Here is a 22,408-nt window from a genome sequence, read left to right as displayed (position 1 = left end):
GACATGGGCAGGGATCGCGGTCAGGAGGGAAACGGGAGCTTCGGGGATTGCGGGGTCGCGCACATGGTGCGACAGCCGGGCAAGCTGGAGGAGCCGCACACGACGTGAAGACAGCCCGGCCGCACGCAGCCGGAGTCGGAGCTCAAGGCAGTTCGGGAGGGTGGCCCGGTCCAGCGGTGTCGCGCGTCCTGCCGTCGCTGCTCGGCGGACGGCAGGCGCACGCCCCCTGAAGGGCGGGCTCCGGCATCATAGGCAGGAGGGCGGGCTGGACACCAGATGATCGGCACATGCAAGCTGACCTTCATGGCAGTTGACAAATCTGATGTGACGTCAGTCGGCGTCGAAGGCGCCTTACCCGAGCGGTCCCCGGTGCGCAGGCCGGGGCTGGCACTCGGTGTCCTGGCCGGGGCGCTCGCCCTGGACGTGAGCGGTCTCGGCGTGCTCAACGCGGCCCTGCCGTCGGTCGGAGCGCGCTTCGACCTGGGCGACAGCACGCTCCAGTGGGTGATGACCGCCTACGCCGTCACCTTCGCCGGCTTCCTGCTGGTGGGCGGGCGGCTGGCCGACGTCCTCGGGCGGCGGAAGGTGTTCGAGGCCGGTGTCGCCCTGTTCACCCTCTCGGCACTGGTCGGGGCACTGGCCCCGAGCACCGCGGTGCTGCTGGGCGCCCGCGCCGTCCAGGGCATCGGCGCAGCCCTGTCGGGGCCGGCCGCGCTGGCCCTGCTCACCCAGACCTTTCCGGCCGGTCCGGCGCGCAACCGGGCCTTCAGCGTGTACGCGGCGGTCGGCGCCGCGAGCTTCAGCGGCGGGGTGCTGCTGGGCGGCGTCCTGACCCAGTTCTTCGGCTGGCGCTCGGTGCTGTGGTTCTCGGTGCTGCTCGGCCTCGCGGTGCTGGCCGCGACGCGCGCCGGCCTTCCCGGCGGAGCCGGGCACAGCGGCAGCCTCGACCTGCCCGGCGCGGTCACCGGAACCCTCGGCCTCACCCTGCTGATCGTCGGGGTGAGCGGTGACGGCGCGGCGGTGTGGGTGCTGCTCGCCGCCGCCGCGCTCTGCCTTGCGCTGTTCGTGATGCGGGAACAGCGCACCGCCGACCCGGTCCTGCCGCTCGGCCTCTTCCGGCTGGCCTCGGTCCGGGCGGCGAGCCTGGCGGCGTTCCTCCAGTACATGGGGTCGGTCGGGATGCTGTTCTTCGCGCCGCTGTACCTCCAGGGGATGCTGGACTACTCGCCCTTCGAGTCCGGCCTGGCGCTGGTGCCCATGTCCGCGGCCGTGTTCCTCACCGCCAACTTCGCCACCGGGCGGCTGCTGGCCAGGTACACCCCGCGCACCCTGATGGCGGTCGGCCTGGTGCTGATCGGGGTGGGCACCGGCCTGTGGCTGGCCACCCCGCACGACGGCGACTACCTGCTGCACGTGTTGCCCGGCCTGGTGCTCAGCGGCATCGGCCAGGGCCTGAACTTCCCCTCGATGACCTCCGCCGGGCTCACCGGCGTGCCGCCGCAGCAGCACGCCGTCGCCGGGGCGGTGAACGTGGTGACCCAGCAGATCGGTGCCAGCGCGGGCGTGGCGGTGATGGTCCTGGTCGCCGCGACCCGGGACGACCAGCTGGCCGGCTACCACCTGGCCTACATCACCGCCGCCGTCGCGTGCGTGCTGGGCGCGGTGGTCGTCGCCGCCCGGCGGCAGACCTCCTGAGGGGGCCGGACTGGGGGTGTCCCGGTGCGCGGTCCGCCGCGCACCGGCACACCCCGGCGGAGTGACCGGACGTCAGCTGACGCTGAGCCAGGCCGAGTTCCTGGCGCGGTTGATCTCGCGGTCGACGATGTACAGCGCGAGGTCCACCCGGTCGCCCGTGGTCCACGCGGCGCCGGCGGTGGTGGCGGTCACCGGGACGGTGACGGTCCGTTCGCCGCCGGTGCAGGGGACCCCCAGCACCTTGCCCTGGCCCCCCACGGCGGACTGGGTGGCGCCCACGGTGATGTTGGCCGGGGAGAACTCCGGGTTGCACCGGTAGGTGACGGAGACGTTCAGCGTCCGGCCGGCGTCCGCGACGGCCGCGCTGTCGGCGCGGATCGTGATGCTTCCGGCGGCGTGCGCCGGAGCGGTCACGAGGGCCACGCCCGCAGCGGCGACGGCGGGGACGGCCAGGAACCGGGTGAACTTCGTACGGAGAGCCGTGCGCATGGGAAACATCCTCCGGTGAGGGAAACGGACGGGCTGAGGTGATCGCGGGGAATTCCCGCGCCTCCATGGTGCTGTCCGGGGCCGGGCGGAATGCGCCCCCGGAGGGTCGGACGTCCGGAATTCCATGCCGATTTGGCCTGCTCCGATCGCCCCTGACCTGCGTGTACGCCGCGTATACGCGGCGTCGACGGGGTGCCGGTACCGTGGGCCGGAAACGGTTCCGGAATTCCTTCCGGCGGATTTCCCGTCAGCTGTCGAAACCGAGTCCGAAACGGTCCAGGGTGCGCAGCCACAGATTGCGCCGGCCGGAATCGGCGTCGGCGCGGCCGAGGGCCCACTGGGTGAGGCCGATGCCGATCGAGCGGGCCGGCTCGGGCGGGAACGGCAGCGGCTTGCGGCGGACCATCTCCAGGGCGGTGCGCTCGGTACGGGCGCCGGCCAGGAGGTCGAGCATCACCTCGGCGCCGAACCGGGTGGCGCCCACGCCCAGCCCGGTGAAGCCGGCCGCGTGGGCGACCCGGCCGTTGTGCGAGAGGTCGAAGAAGGCGCTGAACCGGGTGCAGGTGTCGATCGCCCCGCCCCAGGCGTGGCTGAACCGCAGGCCCTCCAGTTGCGGGAAGGTCGTGAAGAAGTGCCGGGCGAGGGTGGCGAAGGTCTCCGGCCGCTGGTCGCGCTCGGCCCGCACGCCGTCGCGGAAGCGGTGGACCACGTCGTAGCCGCCGAACAGGATGCGGTTGTCAGCGGAGAGCCGGACGTAGTGGAAGTGGTTGGCGCTGTCGGAGAAGCCCTGGCGGTGCTTCCAGCCGACGGAGGCGAGCTGCGCCTCGCTCAGCGGCTCGGTCATCAGCGCGTAGTCGTAGACCGGCACGGTGTACGGGCGGTGGCGGCGCAGCAGCGAGGGGAAGACGTTGGTGGCGAGCGCGACCCGGCGGGCGCCGACGCGGCCGTACGGGGTGCGGACGGTGATGCCGCGCGGCGAGGCGGTCAGGCCGGTGGCGCGGGTGTGCTCGAAGATCCGCACGCCCTCCTCCAGGCAGGCCCGCTTGAGGCCCCAGGCGAGGCGGGCGGGGTTGAGCATGGCGACGCCCTCGCGGTCCCAGAGCGCGCCGAGGAAGGTGGGGGAGTCGATCTCGGCGCGGACGGCCTCGCGGTCCAGGAAGTCGGGCCGCTCGCCGTAGCGGGCGGCGAGGCCGGCGAACTCGTGCAGGCCGTCGAGCTGGTAGGGCTCGGTGGCGACGACGAGGGAGCCGGTGCGCTCCCAGGCGCAGTCGATGCCGCGGCGCCGGACGGTCTCCTCCATCGCCCGGAGGTTGGCGGCGCCGAGCCGCTCCAGGGTGGCGAGCTCGCCGGGCCAGCGCTGGTACCCGTTGGCGAGGCCGTGGGTGAGGCTGGCCTCGCAGAAGCCGCCGTTGCGGCCGGAGGCGGCCCAGCCGGTCTCCTGCGCCTCGACCAGGACGACGTCCAGCGAGGGGTCGCGCTCCTTGGCGATCAGCGCGGTCCACAGTCCGCTGTAGCCGCCGCCCACCACGAGCAGGTCGCAGCGCACGTCGCCGACCAGGGCGGAGGCGGCCGGCGGCCGGGCGGGGTCGTCCAGCCAGAACGGCACGGGCTGGGCGTCCCGGAGTGCGCGGACGGGGTCGGCCATGGCGGTGGCTCCTTCGGGTGCGGGGAGGGTCGGGGCCTCCGCCATCAGACCGCCGGGCCGCGCTCAACGTCAATGGTGTTGTCATAAGGCTCGCTGGGCGCCGCCCCGGACCCCGCGGGCGGGACGCCCTGGTGGACCAGGTGCTGGAGGAGGGGCTGCGCTCCCTCGCCGTCCCGGTCCACGACGGCCGCCGCCGGCCTGGGCGCGGTGGCGCGCGCGGCGGGCGGCTACGCGCCCGCGAGCGGCGGCAGGCCCTCGCCGGTGGTGCTCAGGACGCGGTACGACCGGTCCAGGTAGGCGTGCAGTTCGGCGGTCATGTCGACCGCCTGCGGGGCGAGCACCCACTGCAGCTGGAGGCCGTCCATGACCGCCAGCAACTGGCGCGCCTCGCGCTCGCAGTCCGTGCCGGGGCGCAGCTCGCCGCCGTCCACGCCGCGGCGCAGCGACTGGGCGGCGTCGGTGACCAGGGTGCGGTAGCGGCGGGTGAAGAAGGCGTGCGCCGGGTGCTCCGGGTCGCCGGACTCGCCGACCAGGGCGTTGAACATCCGGGTGCGGCCCGGGCGCCGGCTGTTGTAGGAGGCGAGGTCCAGCAGCCGCTGGAACCACTCGGCGACGCTCTCGCATTCCTCGGCGAAGAAGCGCTCGGTGTCGTGCTCGTCGCTGGCCTCCAGCACCGAGACCAGCAGGGCCTCCTTGGTGCGGAAGTGGTGCAGCAGGCCGCCCTGGGTGATGCCGGCGTCCTTGGCGATCCTGGCGAGCGAGGTGGCGTGGAAGCCCCACTGCGCGAAGTGCTCGACGGCCGCGTCCAGGATGCGGGCGCGCCGCTCGTCGCCCACCGCGTAGGTGCCGCGGGCCGCGCCCCTGCCTGTGCCGCGGGCCGCGGGCCCGTCCTTGACGTCCATGAAGGCCACCTTAACCACCGGCGCGCGGCGGCCGGGGGAGCGTGACCTGGGTCACAGAATGAAAACCTAGTACCCACTCGGGTTTCGTGGTTCTCTGGTGCGCACCCCGAGACGGCGCCCCCCGCCGCCCGGCCGGCCCTTTCCCGCCCCGGCCGGAGCCGAGCCGCGCCGCCCTCCGGGCTCCCTCACTCCCCCTCTCCCGCCCACGGGACCAGCGGTCCAGGAGATCCGGCCATGACCACCCCCGACAGCGCAGTCGGCGCCCCGAGAGCCCAGGCGGCCCCGCCCCAGGCCCCCGGCGGCGGCCGCATCGGACGCCTGCTGCCGATGCTCACCCTCGGCAACGCCGTGCTCTACCTCGTCTACCTGGGCATCGGACAGGTGCTGCTGCCCGCCCAGATCGAACTCGTCGACCCGGACGGCAAGGTCGCGGCCCTCGGCTGGGTCTCCGGCGTCGCGGCCGTCTTCGCGACCCTCTTCAACCCGCTCGCTGGACTGCTCTCCGACCGCTCCCGGCGCCGCAACCCGTGGATCCTCGGCGGCGGCCTCGCGTCCTTCGCGGCCCTCGCGCTGCTCGGCCAGGTCCGCACCATCCTGCTCGTCACCATCGTCTGGTGCCTGGTCCAGGCCGCGATGAACGTCTATCAGGCCGCGCTCACCGCCGTGGTGCCCGACCGGGTGCCCGCCGAGCGGCGCGGACTGGCCTCGGCCATGGTCGGCATCGGCACTCCGATCGGCTCGGTCGTCGGCGTCACCCTCGCCACCCGATTCGTCCCGGACGGGCTCGGCACCGGCTACCTGGTGCTCGGCGCGGCCGTCGCCGTCGTGGCCGTGCTGTTCGTCGCCCTGGTGCGGGAGGAGCGCCTGCCGGCCGTCGAACCCGTTCCGCTGCGACGGCAGTTGGCCGCCTTCGCCGACACGCTGCGGGTCGCCGACTTCCGCTGGGCCTTCATCGGCCGGTTCCTGATGATGCTCGGCTTCTTCGCGGTCTCGCTGTTCCAGTACTACATCCTCCAGGACCACATCACCCTGCCCGACGGTATGGACGCGGCCGGCGCCCAGGCCGTGCTCGCCCCGGTCGACGCCGTCTGCACCCTGGCCGCCACCCTCCTCGGCGGCTGGCTCTCCGACCGGTTCGCCCGGCGCAAGCCGCTGATCGCCGTCTCCTGCGTCCTGGCCGCGGTGACCATGACGGTCCCGGTGCTGATGCCGGACTGGACCGGGATGCTGCTCTTCACCGCCCTCGCCGGCATCGCCTTCGGCTGCTACATGGCGGTGGACACCGCGCTGGTCACCCTGGTGCTGCCGAGCGCCGACGACGCGGCCCGCGACCTCGGCGTGCTGAACATCGCCAACGCCGGCCCGCAGATCATCGCCCCCTTCGTGGCCTCCCTGGTCGTCGGCGCGGCCGGCTACGACGCCCTCTACCTGGTGGGCGCGCTGATCATCCTCGTCGGGGCGCTCGCCGTGGTCCCGATCAAGGGCGTCCGCTGACCCCGGCCGCCATCCGCACCGCCCCCGCACCACACCCGCACCACCCAGGAGTCACCCCGTGCACACCGTCGCCCCCGCCGTCCACCCCTACCAGGACCCGGCCCGCCCGGTCGACGAGCGGGTCGCCGACCTGCTCGCCCGGATGACCCTGGAGGAGAAGGCCGGCCTGCTCTTCCACACCATGATCCCGATGCACCCCGACGGCCGCCCGGTCGAGGCGGCGGACGGGGAGGGGACCGACTTCCCCGCCGACACCACGGGCCTGGTCCGCGACGCGGGGCTGAACCACTTCAACCTGGTCGGCACCGCCGGCCCCCGGCAGCTGGCGGAATGGCACAACGCCGTGCAGCGGATCGCCGCCGGGACCCGGCTCGGCATCCCGGTCACCGTCTCCACCGACCCCCGGCACTCCTTCACCCTCAACATCGGCGCCTCCATCCGGGCCGGCGCCTTCTCCGCCTGGCCCGAGGCGATCGGCCTCGCGGCCGTCCGCGACCCCGAACTCGTCCACCGCTTCGCCGACATCGCCCGCCGGGAGTACCTGGCCGTCGGCCTGCGGGTCGCCCTGCACCCGCAGATCGACCTCGCCACCGAACCCCGCTGGTCCCGCCAGCAGGGCACCTTCGGCGCCGACGCCGAGCTCACCGCCGAACTCGTCCGGGCCTACATCCGCGGCTTCCAGGGCGAGCGGCTCGGCCCGGACAGCGTGGCCACCATGGTCAAGCACTTCCCCGGCGGCGGACCGCAGAAGGACGGCGAGGACCCGCACTTCCCGCACGGCAAGGAGCAGGTCTACCCCGGCGGGATGCGCGAGCTGCACCTCGCGCCGTTCCGCGCCGCGATCGAGGCCGGCGCCGCGCAGATGATGCCGTACTACGGCCAGCCGATCGGCACCGACTGGGAGGAGGTCGGCTTCGGCTTCAACCGGGGCGTGGTCACCGGGCTGCTCCGCGAGGAACTGGGCTTCGGCGGCGTCGTCTGCACCGACTGGGGGCTGCTCACCGACGACGAGATCTTCGGCGAGCCGCACCGGGCCCGGGCCTGGGGCGTCGAGCACCTCACCGTCGCCGAGCGCGCGGCCAAGGCACTGGACGCCGGCGTCGACCAGTTCGGCGGCGAGGAGTGCCCCGAGGTGGTGGTCGAACTCGTCCGCTCCGGACGGATCTCCGAGCAGCGGATCGACGACTCGGTCCGGCGCCTGCTGCGCGAGAAGTTCGTCCTCGGGCTCTTCGACGACCGGCGCTACGTCGATCCGGACGCCGCCGAGGAGATCGTCGGCAACGCCGCGTTCCGCGCCGCCGGGGCCGCCGCCCAGCGCCGCTCGCTCACCGTCCTGGTCAACCGTGACCGCACCCTGCCGGTCACTCGCACGGCCCCCCGGCTCTACACCGAGGGCCTGGACCGCGCGCTGGTCTCCCGCTACGGGCGGCCGGTCGCCACCCCGGCCGAGGCCGACCTCGCGGTGCTGCGGCTGTTCACCCCGTACGAGTACCGCCCCAACCGCTTCGAGTCGATGTTCCACTCCGGCCGCCTGGACTTCCCGGAGGCCGAACTCGCCGCACTCCTCAGGATCCTGGACGAGGTGCCGACCGTCGTCCTGATCAACCTGGAGCGGCCCGCGGTCATCCCCGAGATCGCCGAGCGGGCCGCCGCGCTGGTCGCCGACTTCGGCGCGAGCGACGACGCACTGCTCGACGTCCTCTTCGGCCGGGCCCGCGCCGAGGGCCGGCTGCCCTTCGAACTGCCCCGCTCCATGGCGGCCGTCGAGGCCTCCCGCCCCGACGTCCCGCACGACACCGCCGACCCGGTCTTCCCGTTCGGCGCCGGCCTCACCCTCTGACCGCCCGCCCCCCCCGGAAGGAACACCGGCATGCGAGCACCAGCCCGAAGACTCCTCGCCCTCGCCGCCGCCGCTGCCGTGCTGGCCGCCCCGGCCGGCGCCTCGGCCGCCGAGCCGCGGACCCCCGAGCAGCGGACCGCCGTCCGCCCGCTGGCCGGCCTGCGGGTGCTGCTCACCAACGACGACTCCATGCGGGCCGCCAAGGCGTCGAACTCCGACGGCCTCGGCCTGTACGAGCTGCGCCGCGCGCTCTGCGCCGCCGGGGCGGACGTGGTGGTGATGGCACCCTGGCAGGTGCGCTCCGGTGCGGGCACCGCCGTCAGCAACGACGGCGTCCTCACCCTGGCCCGCCGCACCGAGCTGCCCGCGGACCACCGCGGCGACTGCGCCGGCACGCCGTCCGGCTCCCCGGTCTACGGGGTCTGCCTGACCGCCGGGCCCTGCGGCCCGGACAGCCCGAGCGCCACGCCCGCCGACACCGTGAAGCTCGCCCTGCGGGCCGCCCTCGCCGCCAAGGCCGGCTGGAGCGACGGCCCCGACCTGGTGGTGACCGGCATCAACTCCGGCCCCAACGTGAGCGCCCAGGTCAACGACTCCGGCACGGTCGGTGCCGCCCTGGCCGCCGTGGAGGAGGGCGTCCCGGCGCTCGCCTTCTCCTCGGCCGGCGACGACAGCGGCGCGTACTTCCCGCTCGCCGACTACCGGGCCGCCGCCGACTTCGGCGCCCGCCTGATCGCCGGGCTCCGCGACCGGGACCTGCTCACCGCCCGCTTCGCGCTCAAGGTCGACTACCCCGACGTCACCGCCGGACGTCCCGCCGGGGCCGCCCGCTGGACCGGCGTCGGCCACGGACGCGAGGTCTGGCACGCCTACGAGCCCACCGGAGCCGACGGCTTCGCCATCACCCTCGGCGTCTGCGAGCACCGGCCCGCCGACGCCTGCACCGAGACGGTCCGGGACGCCGACGCCACCGCCCTCCTGCGGGACGGGCACATCTCGGTCACCCCCGTGACCGCCGACCGCACCTACGGTGTCAGGACGACCGACCCCCGGGAGCTCAACCGGCTCCGCCACTACATCGAGCACGACGCGCCGCGCCCGTGACACCCACTGGAGAGCACCGCATGACCAGCACAGCACCGCAGGACCACCCGGTCGTCCCCACCACCCGGGGCCCGGTGCGCGGGGAGCGCCGCACCGACGGCGGTGTCCGCTTCCTCGGCATCCCCTACGCCCAGCCCCCGGTCGGCGAGCTGCGGTTCGCCGCGCCGGTGGCACCGAGGCCGTGGACCGAGGTGCTCGACGCGACCGCCTACGGACCGACCGCGCAGCGCCGCCCGTTCGGTGAGGTCACCACCATCCCGGAGCCGACCGTCCCGGGCGAGTCCGTCCTCAACCTCAACGTCTTCACCCCCGTCCCCACCCCGGACGCCGGCCTGCCGGTCCTGGTCTGGATCCACGGCGGCGGCTACGTCGCGGGCAGCTCGGCCAGCCCCTGGTACGACGGCGCCGCCTTCAACCGGGACGGCGTGGTGCTCGTCTCGATCGGCTACCGGCTCGGCATCGAGGGCTTCCTGCACCTGCCGGACGCCCCGGACAACCGGGGCGTGCGGGACTGGATCGCCGCGCTGGAGTGGGTCCGCGACAACATCGCCTCCTTCGGCGGCGACCCGGCCAAGGTCACCGTCGCCGGGCAGTCCGCGGGCGGCGGCGCCGTCCAGACCCTGCTCGCCACCCCGTCGGCCCGGGGACTGTTCCGCGCCGCGATCTCCGTCTCCGGCGCGGTGATGCGCCCGCAGGACCGCGCGACCGCCGAGGCCGTCGGCCGGACCCTCACCGCCCGCACCGGCGTGCCCGCCACGGCGGAGGCCCTGCGCGGGCTGAGCGACGAGCGCCTGCTCGAACTCCAGGACGCGCTCGGCGAGGCCGACCCGGACGGGGACGCCCTGTCGGCCCTCGTCCTCGCCCCCTTCGCGGACGGCGACCTGGTGCCGCGGCCGGTGCCGGAGGCGCTGCCGGACGCGCAGGTGCCGCTGCTGCTCGGCTTCACCGCCCACGAGTTCGCCGCACCCGCGGAGGACGGCGCCGACGGGACCGAGGACGAGGACGAGCTGCGCGGCCTGCTCGGCGCGCTGGGCCTGGACGAGCACGGCGCGGCGCGCTTCCTCGCCGAGCACCCGGGCGCCGCCGGCGGCGACGCGATCACCGACTGGCTGTTCCGCGCCCCCGCCGTGGCCCTCGCCGAGGCCCGGGCGGAGCGTCAACGGCCGACCTGGCTCTACCAGTTCGACTGGTCCGGAACCGCCCCCGGCCGCGCCGGCCAGGCCTACCACTGCATCGACCTGCCCTTCGCCTTCGACCTGCTGCATGCCGAGGGCGTCGAGGCGGCCCTCGGCGCGGCGCCGCCGCAGACGCTGGCCGACGCCGTGCACGGGGCCTGGGTCGCCTTCGTCCGCGACCTCGACCCGGGCGCCGCCTGGCCCCCGTACGGGGACGGCCGCGCCACGATGCGCTGGCACGCCGACCCCCGGGTGGAGCACGACCCGCTGCGCGCCGTCCGGGAGATCTGGCTCGCCTGACGGTGTCTCGGCCGCCGTCCCCGGGCCGCGGGTCAGTGCGGGGCGGCGGCGCGGAGCCGCTCGGCGGCGGTCTCCGGGCTCACGTCGGTGACGAAGGCGTCGAGCCCGGACTCCACGCCCGCCAGGTGCTTGAGCTTGCCGGGGGCGCGCCGGACGGTGAACAGCTCCAGGTGCAGCGCGAGTTCCCCGCCGCCGTCCTCGGGGGCCTGGTGCCAGGCGGCGATGTACGGGGTGCGGTTCGGCGCCTGGCCCTCGGGGGCGGGGAAGAGCCGGTCGAAGCGGCGCAGCAGGTCGAGGTAGAGGCCGGGGAACTCGGCGCGCTCGGCCTCGTTCAGCGCGGTGAGGTCGCGGACCCGGCGGTTGGGGTAGAGGTGCACCTCGTACGGCCAGCGGGCGGCGAACGGGACGAAGGCCGTCCAGTGCTCGCCCTGGAGCACCAGCCGCTCGGGGGTGGCCCGTTCGGCGGCGAGCAGGTCCTCGAAGAGGTTCCGCCCGGTGCTCGCCCGGTGCGCCGCGGCCCGGGAGATCATCCGGGCGGTGCGTGAGGGGACGAACGGGAAGGCGTAGATCTGCCCGTGCGGGTGGGCCAGCGTGACGCCGATCTCGGCGCCGCGGTTCTCGAAGCAGTACACCTGCCGGACGTCGGGCAGGGCGGACAGCGCGGCCGTGCGGTCGGTCCAGGCGTCCAGGACCAGGCGGGCCCCGGCCTCGTCCAGGTCGGCGAAGGAGGCGTGGTGGTCGGGGGCGAAGCAGACCACCTCGCAGCGGCCGGTACCGGGCCGCACGGTGCGCAGGGGGTCGTCGTCGTGGGTCGCGACGTGCGCGGCCGAGTCGGGGGAGAGCGAGGGGAAGCGGTTCTCGAACACCACCACCTCGTAGTCGGCGGCCGGGACCTCGCTGGGCCGCCCCTCCCGGGAGGGGCAGAGCGGGCACGCGTCGGCGGGCGGCTGGTAGGTCCGCTGCTGGCGGTGGGCGGCGACCGTCACCCATTCGCCGAGCACCGGGTCCAGCCGGACCTCGGAGAGGCTCGCGGGGCGTTCCAGGGGGCGCTCGTCCCGGGCGTCGCGCACCTGGCCGGGCGTCCGGTCGTAGTAGAAGAGTTCACGGCCGTCGGCCAGCGTGGTCGCGGTCTTGTGCACCGCCGTGCTCCTTGCAAGAAGGGGATTGTCGACAGATTCAAACATAAGCGATCGTTTATCAACAAGTGCCGGTTCTGTCGGGTGTGCGCCGAGGGCCGCCGCACCCGACCCTTCGGCCTGGTGCCGCCGCCGGTATTGACCGCGGCCTCCAATCATGTTTGATTATGTCGGATTAGCGCGCGATGCACAGGAGCTGAAGCAGATGATCGACCAGGCCGCCACCGACTTCGAGGCCGTGCACGGGGCCCGGCCGAGTGGCGTGTGGGCCGCGCCCGGCCGGGTGAACCTGATCGGTGAGCACACCGACTACAACGACGGCTTCGTACTGCCGATCGCCCTCCCGCACGCTACCCGGGTCACCGCCCGCCGCCGAGAGGACCGCCGGATCCGCCTCTACAGCGCCCAGGGCGACGGCACCATCACCGACCTCGCGCTCGACGGGCTGGCGCCCGGCGTGGTGGCGAGCTGGGCCGCCTACCCGGCCGGTGTGTTCTGGGCCCTCGCCGAGGCCGGGCACGCGATCGGCGGTGCCGACCTCCTCGTCGACAGCGACGTGCCGACCGGGGCCGGCCTCTCCTCCTCCGCCGCCCTGGAGTGCGCGACCGCCGCCGCCCTGAACGACCTGTACGAACTCGGCCTCTCGGCGCCGGAGATCGCCCTGCTCGCGCAGCGGGCCGAGAACGCCTTCGTCGGCGTGCCCTGCGGGGTGATGGACCAGATGGCCTCCGCCTGCTGCACCGACGGCGCCGCGCTGTTCCTGGACACCCGGACCCTGGAGCAGCGGCACGTCCCGCTCGACCTGGAGGCGGCCGGGTTCCGGCTGCTGGTGATCGACACCCGGGTCAAGCACGACCTCGGCGACGGCGCCTACGCCTCCCTGCGGGCCGGCTGCGAGCGCGCCGCCGAACTCCTCGGCCTGGCCGCGCTGCGCGACCTGCCGGCCGGGAGCCTCGCCGCGGCGCTGGAGCGCCTCCCCGCCGAACTCGCCCCGCTGGTGCGGCACGTGGTCACCGAGAACCAGCGGGTGGCCGAGACGATCAAGCACCTGGACGGCGGCCGGATCGCCGAGCTGGGCCCGGTCCTGACGGCCGGACACGCCTCGCTGCGCGACGACTACCGGGTCTCCTGCCCCGAGACGGACCTCGCGGTCGAGGCCGCCGTCGCCGCCGGCGCGCTGGGCGCCCGGATGACCGGCGGCGGCTTCGGCGGTTCCGTCATCGCCCTGGTCGCGGCCGGGGACGTCGCACCGGTCTCCGACGCGGTGCGCGCGGCCTTCCGCTCGGCGGGCTACGCGGAGCCGGTGCTCTTCACCGCCGTCCCCTCGCCCGGGGCCCGCCGCCTGGCCTGACCGGCCCGCGCGCACGACGCGAAGGGCGGTGGCCCGGGAGGATCGTCCTCCCGGGCCACCGCCCTTCAATCCCTCAGGGCCGGATCAGAACCAGTCGGCCGGTCGGCCGATCCCCTCGACGGGGACGGGCATGAGCCAGTCGAAGTCGGGCAGCGAGGAGCCGGTGAAGCCCCCTCCCGGTTCCCAGCCCTGGTTCCAGTCGTGGTTCCAGTCGTGGTCCCAGGGATCGCCGTGGCCGTACTCATGGCCGTGACCGTGACCGTGGCCGGGGCCGTTCCCGTGGCACGTCTGCTTCTCGCACGGCGGCTTGCACCGGGCGAGCGCGGAGGACGGTGCGGTGGTCACCGGCGCGGTCCCCGGCGGGGAGTTCGGCGGCACGTAGGAGGCGGTGACCGTGTTGACGGTGTCCGCGGCGATCAGGCTGGTGCAGTAGTACGTCGTCGTCTGCCCCGCCGCCAGGTCGAACGTCCCGGCCGCCACCTCGCAGGAGACCTCCTGGGCGTCGGTCAGCGTGATGCCGGTCAGGTCGACCGTGCCGGTGTTGGTCACCGTGATCCGCCAGAACGCGTGGCACTCGTCCGGGAAGCACGGGTCGGCACCCTTGTGCAGGGTCGTCTCCTTGCCCCACGGCCCGGCTCCGCCCGGACCGCAGTTGTCGGGGTTGTCGGACTGGCAGACCTCCTTGTCGACCGTCAGCGACGGGACGGGGGTCCCGGTCACCTGGACGCTCGCCTCGGAGGGCGGCGTGGTGATCGGCGTGCCGCCGGGTCCGGGGAAGGAGGCCGTCACCGTGTTCGTCGTCGCCTGGGTGACGCCGGGCAGGTTGCAGTAGATCTGCGTGGAGGCGCCGGTGGCGAGGTCGAACGTTCCGGCGGCCGTGGCGCAGGAGGGGGTGATGGCGTCGGTGAGGGTGATGCCGGTGATGTCGACGGGTCCGTTGTTGGTGACGGTGATCCGCCAGTAGGCGGTGGCGCCCGGTGCCACGGTGGTGGTCTTGGCCCAGGGGCCGGGGCCGCCGCTACCGCAGTCGGCGGCGTTGGTGGAGGTGCAGACCTCCTTGTTGATGGCCAGCGACGGGACGTCGACGGTGGCCTCGGACGGCGGCGTGGTGATCGGGGTCCCGCCGGGCCCGGGGAAGGAGGCGGTGACGGTGTTCGTCGTCGACTGCGTGACCCCCGGCAGGTTGCAGTAGATCTGCGTGGAGGCGCCGGTGGCGAGGTCGAACGTTCCCGCTGCCGTCGCGCAGGAGGGGGTGATGGCGTCGGTGAGGGTGATGCCGGTGATGTCGACGGGTCCGTTGTTGGTGACGGTGATCCGCCAGTAGGCGGTGGCGCCGGGGGCGACGGTGGTGGTCTTGGCCCAGGGGCCCGGCCCGCCGCTACCGCAGTCGGCGGCGTTCGCCGAGGTGCAGACCTCCTTGTTGATCGCCAGCATCGGCGCGCACGACGCGCCCGGGGTCACCTGCAGGGTCACGGTGTTGGAGGTGACGGCCGGCATGCCGTTGGTGACGGCGGAGGCCTGGTCGGAGACGGAGGTGACGGAGCAGTCGGCCGACACCGTGGTCTCGAAGCAGATCTGCGGCGCGTCGCCGACGAAGGTCACCTGCATCGCCGGGTGGTTGTCGGGGGTGAAGGACGACCCGTTGATCAGGGTGATGTTGGCGACCACCTGGATCGGCGATGCACTGATCGGGACGGACGAGATGTCCGCCGTCTCGGTGGCCGGGTCGAACGGGAAGGTGCCGATGGTGGTGCCGCCGGAGTTCAGCACGGTCACCGAGGACTGGGTGAAGTCGACGGTCGTCGGGTCGATGCCGAGGAGGCTGACCGTTCCGTAGGCCTGCACGTGCCCGGTGGCCCCGTCGCAGTAGTACGCGGAGGGGCTGATGGTGCCCTGGGCCCTGGTCTTCAGGCAGGGCGAGGCGCCGGTGACCGGGTCGAGCGAGAACAGGACGCCGACGTCGCCGAGGCTGTACTTGCACTGGCCGTCGTAGGCGAAGCCGTACGGGCTGGTGTAGCCGCCGTTGACGTTGGGCGGGCCGTTGACGACGCCGTTGGTGCCGTACTGGGCGCAGGGGGCCTGGGTGTTCCAGTCGTAGCAGAACTCGGAGCTGTTGAGGGTCGGCGTGGTGCCCTGGTAGATCCAGAACGGGAACTCGGTCTCCAGGTGCCCGTTGGGGGCGGTGATGGTCAGCGGCACCTGGTAGTTGGCCTCGCCGGCGGCGACGTTGGTGCTGACCAGGGTCTGCAGGCCCGGGGGCGCGGCGATCGGGGTGCCGGCCAGGCTGAAGCAGACGACGGTGCCGACGGGCGGGACGGTCGCCAGGTAGACGCCGCCGACCACCGTGCAGACGCCGGTGACGGTGCCGGCCGCGTCGTACATCTCGAAGACGTTGTCGACCCGGGCGGGGGCGGTGCCGATCGGGGTGACCACGACCTTGGGGAGGAGCCAGCCGGTGCACGGGGCGTTCGTCGCCGGGTCGAAGCAGGACATCAGCGAAGGCAGCGGGGCCAGCTGGTTGTTGGTGACGTAGATCTTGCCCTCGATGACCCGCATGGTGCCGACGTAGTCGCCGCCGAAGCCGCCCTGTCCCTCGTTGGTGGGCAGGCCGCTGGGGAAGGTCCCGCACGAGAGGTTGCCGTCGGGGTCGTAGCAGAGGATCTCACCGGTGCCGGAGACGGCGTAGATCAGCCCGTTCGGCGCCTCGACGACGCCGCCGATGACCGAACCGGTGCCGGTCTGGAGCGGGGTGAAGCCGCAGCTGGCCTGGGCCTGGAGGTCGATGCAGCCGACGCCGATCACCGCGTAGGTGACCCGGCTGACGGCGGCGTAGTACAGCTTGGAGCCGTCCTGCACGTAGGTCGGGGTGCGGGTGCTGCCGAGGTCGCCGGTGGTGCCGCCGGGCGTCGAGGAGTTCAGCGGCTGGGGCCAGCTGGTGGGGGCACCGCTCGGTGTCGGGCAGGGGCTGTTGGTGAGCAGGTCGGTGCAGAACACGCTGGCCGTGTTGGAGAACCCGTGGTGGTAGATGTTCCAGATCTCGGGCGTGGGGACGCCGTTGATGGTGGCGGTGTAGAGGATCGGCGTGAAGCCGTCGCCGCCGGTGGCCGTGTTGACCGGGGTGAACGGCGGCGGGATCTGGACCACCGCGCCGGTCGCCGGGGCCGCCAGCATCGGGTTGGTCGCCTGGACGACGTTGGTGGAGGCACCCTGGTCGGTGGAGGCGAAGGTCGCGCCGCCGTCGGTGGACCACTGCTTGCTGAAGCCGGGCGGCACCTGGAGCGAGCCGGGGACGTAGGTCTGGGTCTGCGGGGAGCTGCCCGGTCCGCCCTGGATCGCGTCGGTGACGGTGGTGCTGACGGGCACGGTGTCGGGGTTGGTCGCGGAGACCACCCAGCGGACGGTGTCGCCGTGGGTGGTCTGGGTCGTGCTGCCGGTCGCGACGTCGGTACCGGTCTTCGTCAGGGTCACCGGCAGCTGGCGGCCGTGCTGGCGGCCGCTGCCGCCGTCGGCGGGGGCGGCCCGGTCCGCGGAGTGCGCCACCGGGGCGGCGGCGAAGGAGCCGGCCGCCGTGGTGGCCGCGAGGAGGAGGGGCAGCACGGCCCGGGCGAGGCGGCCGCGGATCGCGCGTGGTCGGTGGTGTTCCGGTTCGCGTCCGCTGGTGGGTGGACAGCGCCTCATGACGATTCCCTTCGATCGACGGTCCGGAATCCCGCGGCGCGCGGGAAACCGTGGACCGGGCGCACGCAGTCGAGCAATCGCTCCCCAGCGTGTCGATCTGAAAATCCGACAATTAGCGCTCATGCACCCGAACGGGACCGCATTCACCCTGTCGCCTCCGGCGCGGCGGCTCGTCGGCGCGGGGTTGCCGCCCGGGCGGTGGGGCGGTGAGGTGATGTCCGGTCAGCCGTCGTGACCGGGGTGCCGGTCGCGGCCGCTCCACACCGGTTCCCAGCGGGCCCAGGACCGCGTCCAGGCGCGGTCGGCCCGGCGGTCGAGGACGCTCAGCCTCGCGAGCAGCCCGGTGAAGAGGAGGACGCCGAGCAGGCCGAACAGGGACAGGCCCACGCACACCGCGTCGGCCACCAGGTCGGCGGTGCCCGGCGGGGCGGCGGTCGGGCGGCCGTCCTCGTCGACCAGGATCACGACGGTGGCGCCGGGCCCGGTGTTCCGGGGGACGTCGATGCTGCCGGTGTGGTGCCGGCCGTCGGACCGGGTCCAGGCCGCGTCGGCGTGGTAGGCGGGCCTTCCTCCGACGACCGCGGCCTCCACCGTGCGGACCGGGCCCTGCAGCACGGCGTCGACCTTCTGCAGGCGGGCGGCCGTGGCCGCGGCCGCCCGCTGCTCGGCGGTGTAGCGGGGGACGGCGGCCCCGGCCCCGAGCAGCGCCGCGAGCGCGATCCCGAGGACGGTGAGCACCACCGCCCGGCTGCGCGCCCGGTCGACGGCGCGGCCGAGCGGGTTGTGCTCCCGGCCGAGCGCCCGGCGCAGGTGGCCGCAGGGCTGCGCCGGCGGACCGTCGGGCCGGGCGGGGCGGTGGGTGCTGGACACGACGGCGCTCCTGGTCGCTGCTCGGGGGCTGGTGTCGGGGGACGGCCGGCTCAGGCGTGGGGGACCACGGCGACCGGGGCGCCGCAGTGGTGCAGGACGGCGTGGGCCACCGGGCCGAGACGCGGACCCACCGGGTGACGGCGCTCGCGCCGGCCGATGACGACGAGGTCGGCGTGGGTGGAGGCGTCCAGCAGGGCCTGGGCCCCGCCGCCGAGGCGGAGGTCCTCGACGATGTCGAGGCCGGGGTGCTTCGCCCTCAGGGCGGTGAGCACCGGGGAGATCAGGGCCGCTTCGGCGGCCTGCTGCTCGGCCGGGTTCAGCAGGGGCGGCGTCAGGCCTCCGAAGGGCATGATCGGCACCGGGTCCCACCCGTGCACGACGCGCAGTCGGCAGCCGCGCAGCTCCGCCTCGGCGGCGGCGAACCCGACGACGGCCTCTGCGGGTTCACGGCCGTCGAGACCGACCAGCACCTCCCGGGCCGCCCCGGCGGAGGCGGGCAGCTCGGCGGGGGCCTGTCCGGAGCGGACCAGTACCGTCGGGATCGGCGCGGACGCGGCCAGCGCGAGCCCCACGGACCCGACCAGCAGGCCGGCGAAGCCGCCGAGCCCGCGGGAGCCGAGCACCAGCAGCTCCTGCCCCTTCGCGGCGCAGAGCAGCCCGTCGACGGGATCGTCCGAGATCACCTCGGCCTCCACCGGCAGGTCCGGGTGGTCGTGCCGGATCCGGTCGGCGATCGCGCGCAGCGCGTCCAGCGCCCTCGGCCGCAGGTCACCGGGCTGTGCGCGGTTCTCGTCCCCGGCGTCCAGCCACGGCCAGGCGTGCAGCAGCCGGAGCGCGCAGCCCCGGCGGTGGGCCTCCGCGGCCGCCCACAGCGCCGCGGCCTCGCTCTGCGGCGATCCGTCGATTCCGGTCAGGACATGGCGCGTCATGGTGGTTCCCCTCGTGGGTCACGGCGTCGAGCCGGCCGTTCGGCGTCCGGCACACCACGAATCTCCCGTGCGCAGGCGGGACGGCAGAAGGGCCCGAAGGGACCGGCCGCTGGGCCGGTGGTCCCGGTGCGGGAGCGGACCGGGGGCGAGGCGGCTGCCCCTGGCGGGGCTCTCCTCGCTAAATGTCCGAACATTTAGGCCGACGCCTCTTGCATATCCATGCAGGTCGGACCTAGCTTAATGTACGTACATTTAGCGAGGAGGGCCCTTGAGGACCAAGCAGCATCACCGGATCGTGATCATCGGCGGCGGAACGGCGGGCATCTCGGTCGCGGCCCGCCTCCGCCGGGCCGGGCAGCAGGACATCGCCGTGCTGGACCCGAACGAGCGCCACTACTACCAGCCGCTGTGGACGCTGGTCGGCGGCGGACGGGCGCCGCTGCGGGAGAGCATCCGTCCGCAGGCGTCCGTCATGCCGAAGGGCGTGCAGTGGATACGCCGCGCCGCCGTCGCCGTCGACCCCGAGGCCCAGGAGGTGACGCTGGACGACGGCGCCACCGTCTCCTACGACCACCTCGTGGTCTGCCCCGGCATCCAGCTGGACTGGGACCGGGTGCCGGGCCTGGCGGCCGGGCTCGGCGAGAACGGCCTGTCCAGCAACTACCTGCCGCACACCGCCCCCAGGACCTGGCGCTTCATCCGCGAGACCCGCTCGGGCAGCGCGGTGTTCAGCATGCCCACCGGCGCCGTCAAGTGCGGTGGCGCCCCGCAGAAGATCGCCTACCTCGCCGCCGACCACTGGCGCAGGGAAGGCGTGCTCGACCGGATCGACGTCCACCTGGTGATCCCCGGGGCCGCCATCTTCGGCGTCCCGGAGTTCGCCCGCGTCCTCGACGACGTGGTCCGCCGCTACGGCATCAAGGTCCACTACGGCAGCGAGGTCACCGAGGTGCGCCCCGACGCCCGCGAGGTGGTCGTCACCGACCTGGCCACCGGCGAGGGGACGACCCTGCCGTACGACGTCGCGCACCTGGTGCCGCCGCAGAGCGCCCCGGACTGGATCAAGCGCAGCCCGCTGGCCGGCGCCGACGACCCGGCCGGCTACGTCGAGATCGACAAGCACACCATGCGGCACGTCCGCTACCCGAACATCTGGTCCCTCGGCGACGCCGGGTCCTCCCCGAACTCCAAGACCGGCGCCGCCGTGCGCAAGCAGGCGCCCGTGCTCGTCGAGAACCTCCTCGCGAGCCTCGCCGGCCGCGAGCCCGGGGCCGCCTACCACGGCTACTCGTCCTGCCCGCTGGTCACCGCCCGCAACAAGATGCTGCTCGCCGAGTTCGACTACAGCGGGCGGCCCACGCCCTCGATCCCGGTGATCGACACCATCCGCGAGCGCACCGACATGTGGCACCTCAAGCGGCGCGGACTGCCGTTCCTCTACTGGAACCTCATGCTCCGCGGGCTCGCCTGACGCCGCCGCCACACCCCTCCCGCCCCCTTCCCCCGCCCACCCGGCGCCCTCAGCCCTGCCCACCCCCAGGAGCCCGTCATGACCGAGCACACCGGACCACTGGTCTTCGTGCAGTTCTACCTCGACTGCCTCTCCCACGCCTCGTACCTCGTCGGCGACCGCACCACCGGCCGGGCCGTCGTGGTCGACCCCCAGCGCGACGTGGACGAGTACCTCGCCACCGCCGAGGGCCACGGCCTGACCATCGAACGGGTCATCGAGACCCACATCCACGCGGACTTCCTCTCCGGTCACCTGGAGCTGGCCGAGCGCACCGGCGCCCGGATCTCCTTCGGCTCCGCCGCCGCGCTCGACTTCGACACCGACCCCCTGGCGGACGGCGCGCACCTGAGCCTCGGCGAGGTCGACCTGGAGATCCGGCACACCCCGGGCCACACCCCCGAGTCGATCTGCGTCGTCGTGCGCGAACACGCCGAGGACGCCGTCCCGTTCGGCGTCCTCACCGGGGACACGCTGTTCATCGGCGACGTCGGCCGGCCCGACCTGCTCAGCTCCCGGGGCCGGTCCGCCGAGGAGATGGCCCGCGCCCTCTACCACTCCACCCGCGCGCTGCTCACCCTCCCCGACGAGACCCGCGTCTACCCGGCGCACGGCGCCGGTTCCTCCTGCGGCAAGAACCTCTCCACCGAGCTGAGCTGCACCATCGGCAACCAGCGCCGGGGCAACTACGCCCTGGCCGAGATGACCGAGGACGAGTTCGTCGCGGTGGTGACCGAGGGCCAGCCCACCGCGCCCGCCTACTTCGCGTTCACCTCGGTGCGCAACCGCCAGGACCGCCCGGTGCTGCACGAGGACCCCGTCGCCCCGCTCACCCCGGAGGACTTCCTCGGGGCCAGGGCGGCCGGCGCCACCGTGCTGGACACCCGGGACCCGGAGGCGTTCGCCGCGGCCCACCTGCACGGCGCGGTCAACATCCCGCTGGGCGGCCGGTTCGCCGAACTCGCCGGCCAGGTGCTTGAGGCCGAGGGCGCCATCGTCCTGTGCGGCGACCCGGACGCCGCGCCGGAGGCCCGCACCCGGCTGGCCCGGATCGGCTTCGACCGCGTCCAGGGCGCCCTGGCGACGCCGGTGGAGGCGATCGGCGCCGCGTACCTGACCGCGACCGCGCGGGTGGAGGCCGACGCCCTGGCGGAGCGGCTCGCCGACGCGGTGGAGGGCTTCGAGGTGCTGGACGTGCGCGGTCCCGGCGAGGTGCGGGACAACGGGACCGTCCCCGGAGCCCGCCTTCTCCCGCTGCCCGAACTGCTCGCCCGGCTCGGCGAACTGCCGACCGAGCGGCCGTTGACGGTGATCTGCGCGAGCGGCAACCGATCCTCGGTGGCCGCCTCCGTGCTGCGGGCCCGCGGCTTCGAGGCCACCGACCTGCGCGGCGGCTTCGCCGCGTGGCACGGCGAGGTCGTCCACCCGGCCGACGGGACGGCGGACGACCGGACCCCGGACGGCGTCACGGCGTGAGCGTCCTGATCCTCGCCCTGCTCTGCGGAGCCGTGGTCGGCGTGGCGCTCGGCGCGCTGGGCGGCGGCGGGGGAGTGCTGGCGGTCCCGGCCCTGGTGTACCTCCTGGGCGTCTCGCCCGCCGAGGCCGGGACCACCAGCCTGGTCATCGTCACCGCGACCTCCGTCACCGCCCTCGCCCGCCACAGCGGCACCGGGACCATCGCCTGGCGCACCGGCCTTCTGTTCGCCGCCGCCGGCGTGCTGCCCGCCGCCGGGATGTCCGCGCTCGCCCACCGCATCCCCCAGCCGGTGCTGACCTGCGCGTTCGCCGCCCTCGCCGCCCTGGCGGCCGCGGCGATGCTGCGCGGCACCCGGGCGGCGCGGGGTGTGCCCGGCGAGGGCACCGCCGGTGCCGCCGACGGTCCGTCCGGGCGCCCGGCCGCCCGGGGCGGGCCGCTGGGCACGGTGGCGGCCGGCGCCGGCCTGGGCGCGGTGACCGGACTGCTGGGCGTCGGCGGCGGCTTCCTCGCGGTGCCCGCCCTGGTCTCCGTGCTCCGCCTGCCGATGCGCAGGGCCGTCGGCACCAGCCTGGTGGTCGTCCTCATCAACTCGCTGGTCTCCCTCGCCACCCGCCTGACGGTCACCGGCGTCTCCCTCGACCCGGCGGTCTTCGGACCGTTCGTGGGCGCCGCCGTCCTCGGCGCCTGGGACGGCCGGCGGCTGGCGGCCAGGCTCTCCGGAGCCGCCCTGCAGCGGGCCTTCGCCGTCCTGCTGCTCGCGGTGGCCGCCTTCATGCTGGTCGACCTGCTGGTCTGACACCCCTGGCGCCCGCG

General features: G+C 74.3%; 16 protein-coding genes. 9 read left to right on the top strand and 7 right to left on the bottom strand.

What is annotated here, in order from left to right; translation table 11 throughout:
- Nucleotides 1-324: 324 nt before the first annotated feature.
- Nucleotides 325-1,695 (top strand): MFS transporter, encoded by a 1,371-nt coding sequence (locus tag ABT093_RS26890; RefSeq protein ID WP_350568837.1) that lies wholly within the window; start codon nucleotides 325-327, stop codon nucleotides 1,693-1,695.
- A gap of 72 nt (nucleotides 1,696-1,767) precedes the next feature.
- Here ABT093_RS26890 and ABT093_RS26885 read toward each other — a convergent pair whose 3' ends face one another.
- From ABT093_RS26885 to ABT093_RS26875, 3 genes are all read right to left on the bottom strand, one after another.
- Nucleotides 1,768-2,184 carry a hypothetical protein gene (locus tag ABT093_RS26885; RefSeq protein WP_350568836.1) on the bottom strand — a complete coding sequence of 139 codons (417 nt, stop codon included), beginning with the start codon at nucleotides 2,182-2,184 and terminating at the stop codon, nucleotides 1,768-1,770.
- 247 nt (nucleotides 2,185-2,431) lie between these two features.
- Nucleotides 2,432-3,829, bottom strand: a complete 1,398-nt coding sequence (locus ABT093_RS26880; RefSeq protein ID WP_350568835.1) for an NAD(P)/FAD-dependent oxidoreductase — start codon at nucleotides 3,827-3,829, stop codon at nucleotides 2,432-2,434.
- Between the two features lie 227 nt (nucleotides 3,830-4,056).
- Nucleotides 4,057-4,731 (bottom strand): TetR/AcrR family transcriptional regulator, encoded by a 675-nt coding sequence (locus ABT093_RS26875; protein ID WP_350568833.1) that lies wholly within the window; start codon nucleotides 4,729-4,731, stop codon nucleotides 4,057-4,059.
- 234 nt (nucleotides 4,732-4,965) lie between these two features.
- Between ABT093_RS26875 and ABT093_RS26870 the strand changes: the two genes are divergently transcribed.
- Genes ABT093_RS26870 through ABT093_RS26855 form a run of 4 tightly spaced genes read left to right on the top strand, consistent with a single transcriptional unit; the run spans nucleotide 4,966 to nucleotide 10,644 of the window.
- Nucleotides 4,966-6,225 carry an MFS transporter gene (locus tag ABT093_RS26870; RefSeq protein ID WP_350568831.1) on the top strand — a complete coding sequence of 420 codons (1,260 nt, stop codon included), beginning with the start codon at nucleotides 4,966-4,968 and terminating at the stop codon, nucleotides 6,223-6,225.
- Nucleotides 6,226-6,283: 58 nt separating this feature from the next.
- The gene (locus ABT093_RS26865) at nucleotides 6,284-8,065 is read left to right on the top strand and encodes a glycoside hydrolase family 3 protein (protein ID WP_350568829.1); all 1,782 of its coding nucleotides are present in this window, start codon (nucleotides 6,284-6,286) and stop codon (nucleotides 8,063-8,065) included.
- A gap of 30 nt (nucleotides 8,066-8,095) precedes the next feature.
- Nucleotides 8,096-9,169 carry a 5'/3'-nucleotidase SurE gene (gene surE / locus ABT093_RS26860; protein WP_350568827.1) on the top strand — a complete coding sequence of 358 codons (1,074 nt, stop codon included), beginning with the start codon at nucleotides 8,096-8,098 and terminating at the stop codon, nucleotides 9,167-9,169.
- Between the two features lie 20 nt (nucleotides 9,170-9,189).
- Nucleotides 9,190-10,644, top strand: a complete 1,455-nt coding sequence (locus tag ABT093_RS26855) for a carboxylesterase/lipase family protein (RefSeq protein WP_350568826.1) — start codon at nucleotides 9,190-9,192, stop codon at nucleotides 10,642-10,644.
- A 32-nt stretch (nucleotides 10,645-10,676) separates the two neighbouring features.
- Here ABT093_RS26855 and galT read toward each other — a convergent pair whose 3' ends face one another.
- Nucleotides 10,677-11,783, bottom strand: coding sequence for a galactose-1-phosphate uridylyltransferase (gene galT / locus ABT093_RS26850; RefSeq protein WP_350568825.1), 1,107 nt, complete (start codon nucleotides 11,781-11,783; stop codon nucleotides 10,677-10,679).
- A 202-nt stretch (nucleotides 11,784-11,985) separates the two neighbouring features.
- On the opposite strand from galT, the gene galK reads away from it, so the two are divergent.
- On the top strand, nucleotides 11,986-13,131 hold the full coding sequence (galK, locus tag ABT093_RS26845) for a galactokinase (protein WP_350568824.1): 1,146 nt from the start codon (nucleotides 11,986-11,988) through the stop codon (nucleotides 13,129-13,131).
- 84 nt (nucleotides 13,132-13,215) lie between these two features.
- Here the strand turns inward: galK and ABT093_RS26840 are convergent, their stop codons facing one another.
- The 3 genes from ABT093_RS26840 to ABT093_RS26830 all read right to left on the bottom strand — a co-directional run bounded on the left by ABT093_RS26840 (nucleotide 13,216) and on the right by ABT093_RS26830 (nucleotide 18,608).
- Nucleotides 13,216-16,809, bottom strand: coding sequence for a DUF7617 domain-containing protein (locus ABT093_RS26840; protein ID WP_350568822.1), 3,594 nt, complete (start codon nucleotides 16,807-16,809; stop codon nucleotides 13,216-13,218).
- A gap of 222 nt (nucleotides 16,810-17,031) precedes the next feature.
- Nucleotides 17,032-17,679 (bottom strand): Rv1733c family protein, encoded by a 648-nt coding sequence (locus ABT093_RS26835; protein WP_350568821.1) that lies wholly within the window; start codon nucleotides 17,677-17,679, stop codon nucleotides 17,032-17,034.
- Between the two features lie 50 nt (nucleotides 17,680-17,729).
- Nucleotides 17,730-18,608 carry a universal stress protein gene (locus ABT093_RS26830; RefSeq protein ID WP_350568820.1) on the bottom strand — a complete coding sequence of 293 codons (879 nt, stop codon included), beginning with the start codon at nucleotides 18,606-18,608 and terminating at the stop codon, nucleotides 17,730-17,732.
- 268 nt (nucleotides 18,609-18,876) lie between these two features.
- Here ABT093_RS26830 and ABT093_RS26825 point away from each other — a divergent pair, with 268 nt between their 5' ends.
- The 3 genes from ABT093_RS26825 (at nucleotide 18,877) to ABT093_RS26815 (ending at nucleotide 22,391) form a co-directional block, all read left to right on the top strand.
- Nucleotides 18,877-20,079, top strand: a complete 1,203-nt coding sequence (locus ABT093_RS26825) for an NAD(P)/FAD-dependent oxidoreductase (RefSeq protein ID WP_350568819.1) — start codon at nucleotides 18,877-18,879, stop codon at nucleotides 20,077-20,079.
- Nucleotides 20,080-20,157: 78 nt separating this feature from the next.
- Nucleotides 20,158-21,594 (top strand): MBL fold metallo-hydrolase, encoded by a 1,437-nt coding sequence (locus ABT093_RS26820; protein ID WP_350568818.1) that lies wholly within the window; start codon nucleotides 20,158-20,160, stop codon nucleotides 21,592-21,594.
- Nucleotides 21,591-22,391, top strand: coding sequence for a sulfite exporter TauE/SafE family protein (locus tag ABT093_RS26815; protein WP_350568817.1), 801 nt, complete (start codon nucleotides 21,591-21,593; stop codon nucleotides 22,389-22,391). Before ABT093_RS26820 ends, ABT093_RS26815 begins: the two co-directional genes overlap by 4 nt.
- The last annotated feature ends 17 nt before the right edge of the window (nucleotides 22,392-22,408 follow it).

The sequence above is a fragment of the Kitasatospora sp. NPDC002551 genome (genome assembly GCF_040296005.1).
Lineage (GTDB): Bacteria > Actinomycetota > Actinomycetes > Streptomycetales > Streptomycetaceae > Kitasatospora.
The sequence above is the reverse complement of the archived record's forward strand: the minus strand, read 5'-3'. Positions and strand labels throughout refer to the sequence as shown.

Bases quoted from the DNA above. Each gene is read 5' to 3' on its own strand.
- ABT093_RS26855 (WP_350568826.1), top strand. From the start codon at position 9,190: ATGACCAGCACAGCACCGCAGGACCACCCGGTCGTCCCCACCACCCGG.
- ABT093_RS26880 (WP_350568835.1), bottom strand. From the start codon at position 3,829: ATGGCCGACCCCGTCCGCGCACTCCGGGACGCCCAGCCCGTGCCGTTC.
- ABT093_RS26885 (WP_350568836.1), bottom strand. From the start codon at position 2,184: ATGCGCACGGCTCTCCGTACGAAGTTCACCCGGTTCCTGGCCGTCCCC.
- ABT093_RS26870 (WP_350568831.1), top strand. From the start codon at position 4,966: ATGACCACCCCCGACAGCGCAGTCGGCGCCCCGAGAGCCCAGGCGGCC.
- ABT093_RS26875 (WP_350568833.1), bottom strand. From the start codon at position 4,731: ATGGACGTCAAGGACGGGCCCGCGGCCCGCGGCACAGGCAGGGGCGCG.
- ABT093_RS26820 (WP_350568818.1), top strand. From the start codon at position 20,158: ATGACCGAGCACACCGGACCACTGGTCTTCGTGCAGTTCTACCTCGAC.
- ABT093_RS26830 (WP_350568820.1), bottom strand. From the start codon at position 18,608: ATGACGCGCCATGTCCTGACCGGAATCGACGGATCGCCGCAGAGCGAG.
- surE (WP_350568827.1), top strand. From the start codon at position 8,096: ATGCGAGCACCAGCCCGAAGACTCCTCGCCCTCGCCGCCGCCGCTGCC.
- ABT093_RS26840 (WP_350568822.1), bottom strand. From the start codon at position 16,809: ATGAGGCGCTGTCCACCCACCAGCGGACGCGAACCGGAACACCACCGA.
- galK (WP_350568824.1), top strand. From the start codon at position 11,986: ATGATCGACCAGGCCGCCACCGACTTCGAGGCCGTGCACGGGGCCCGG.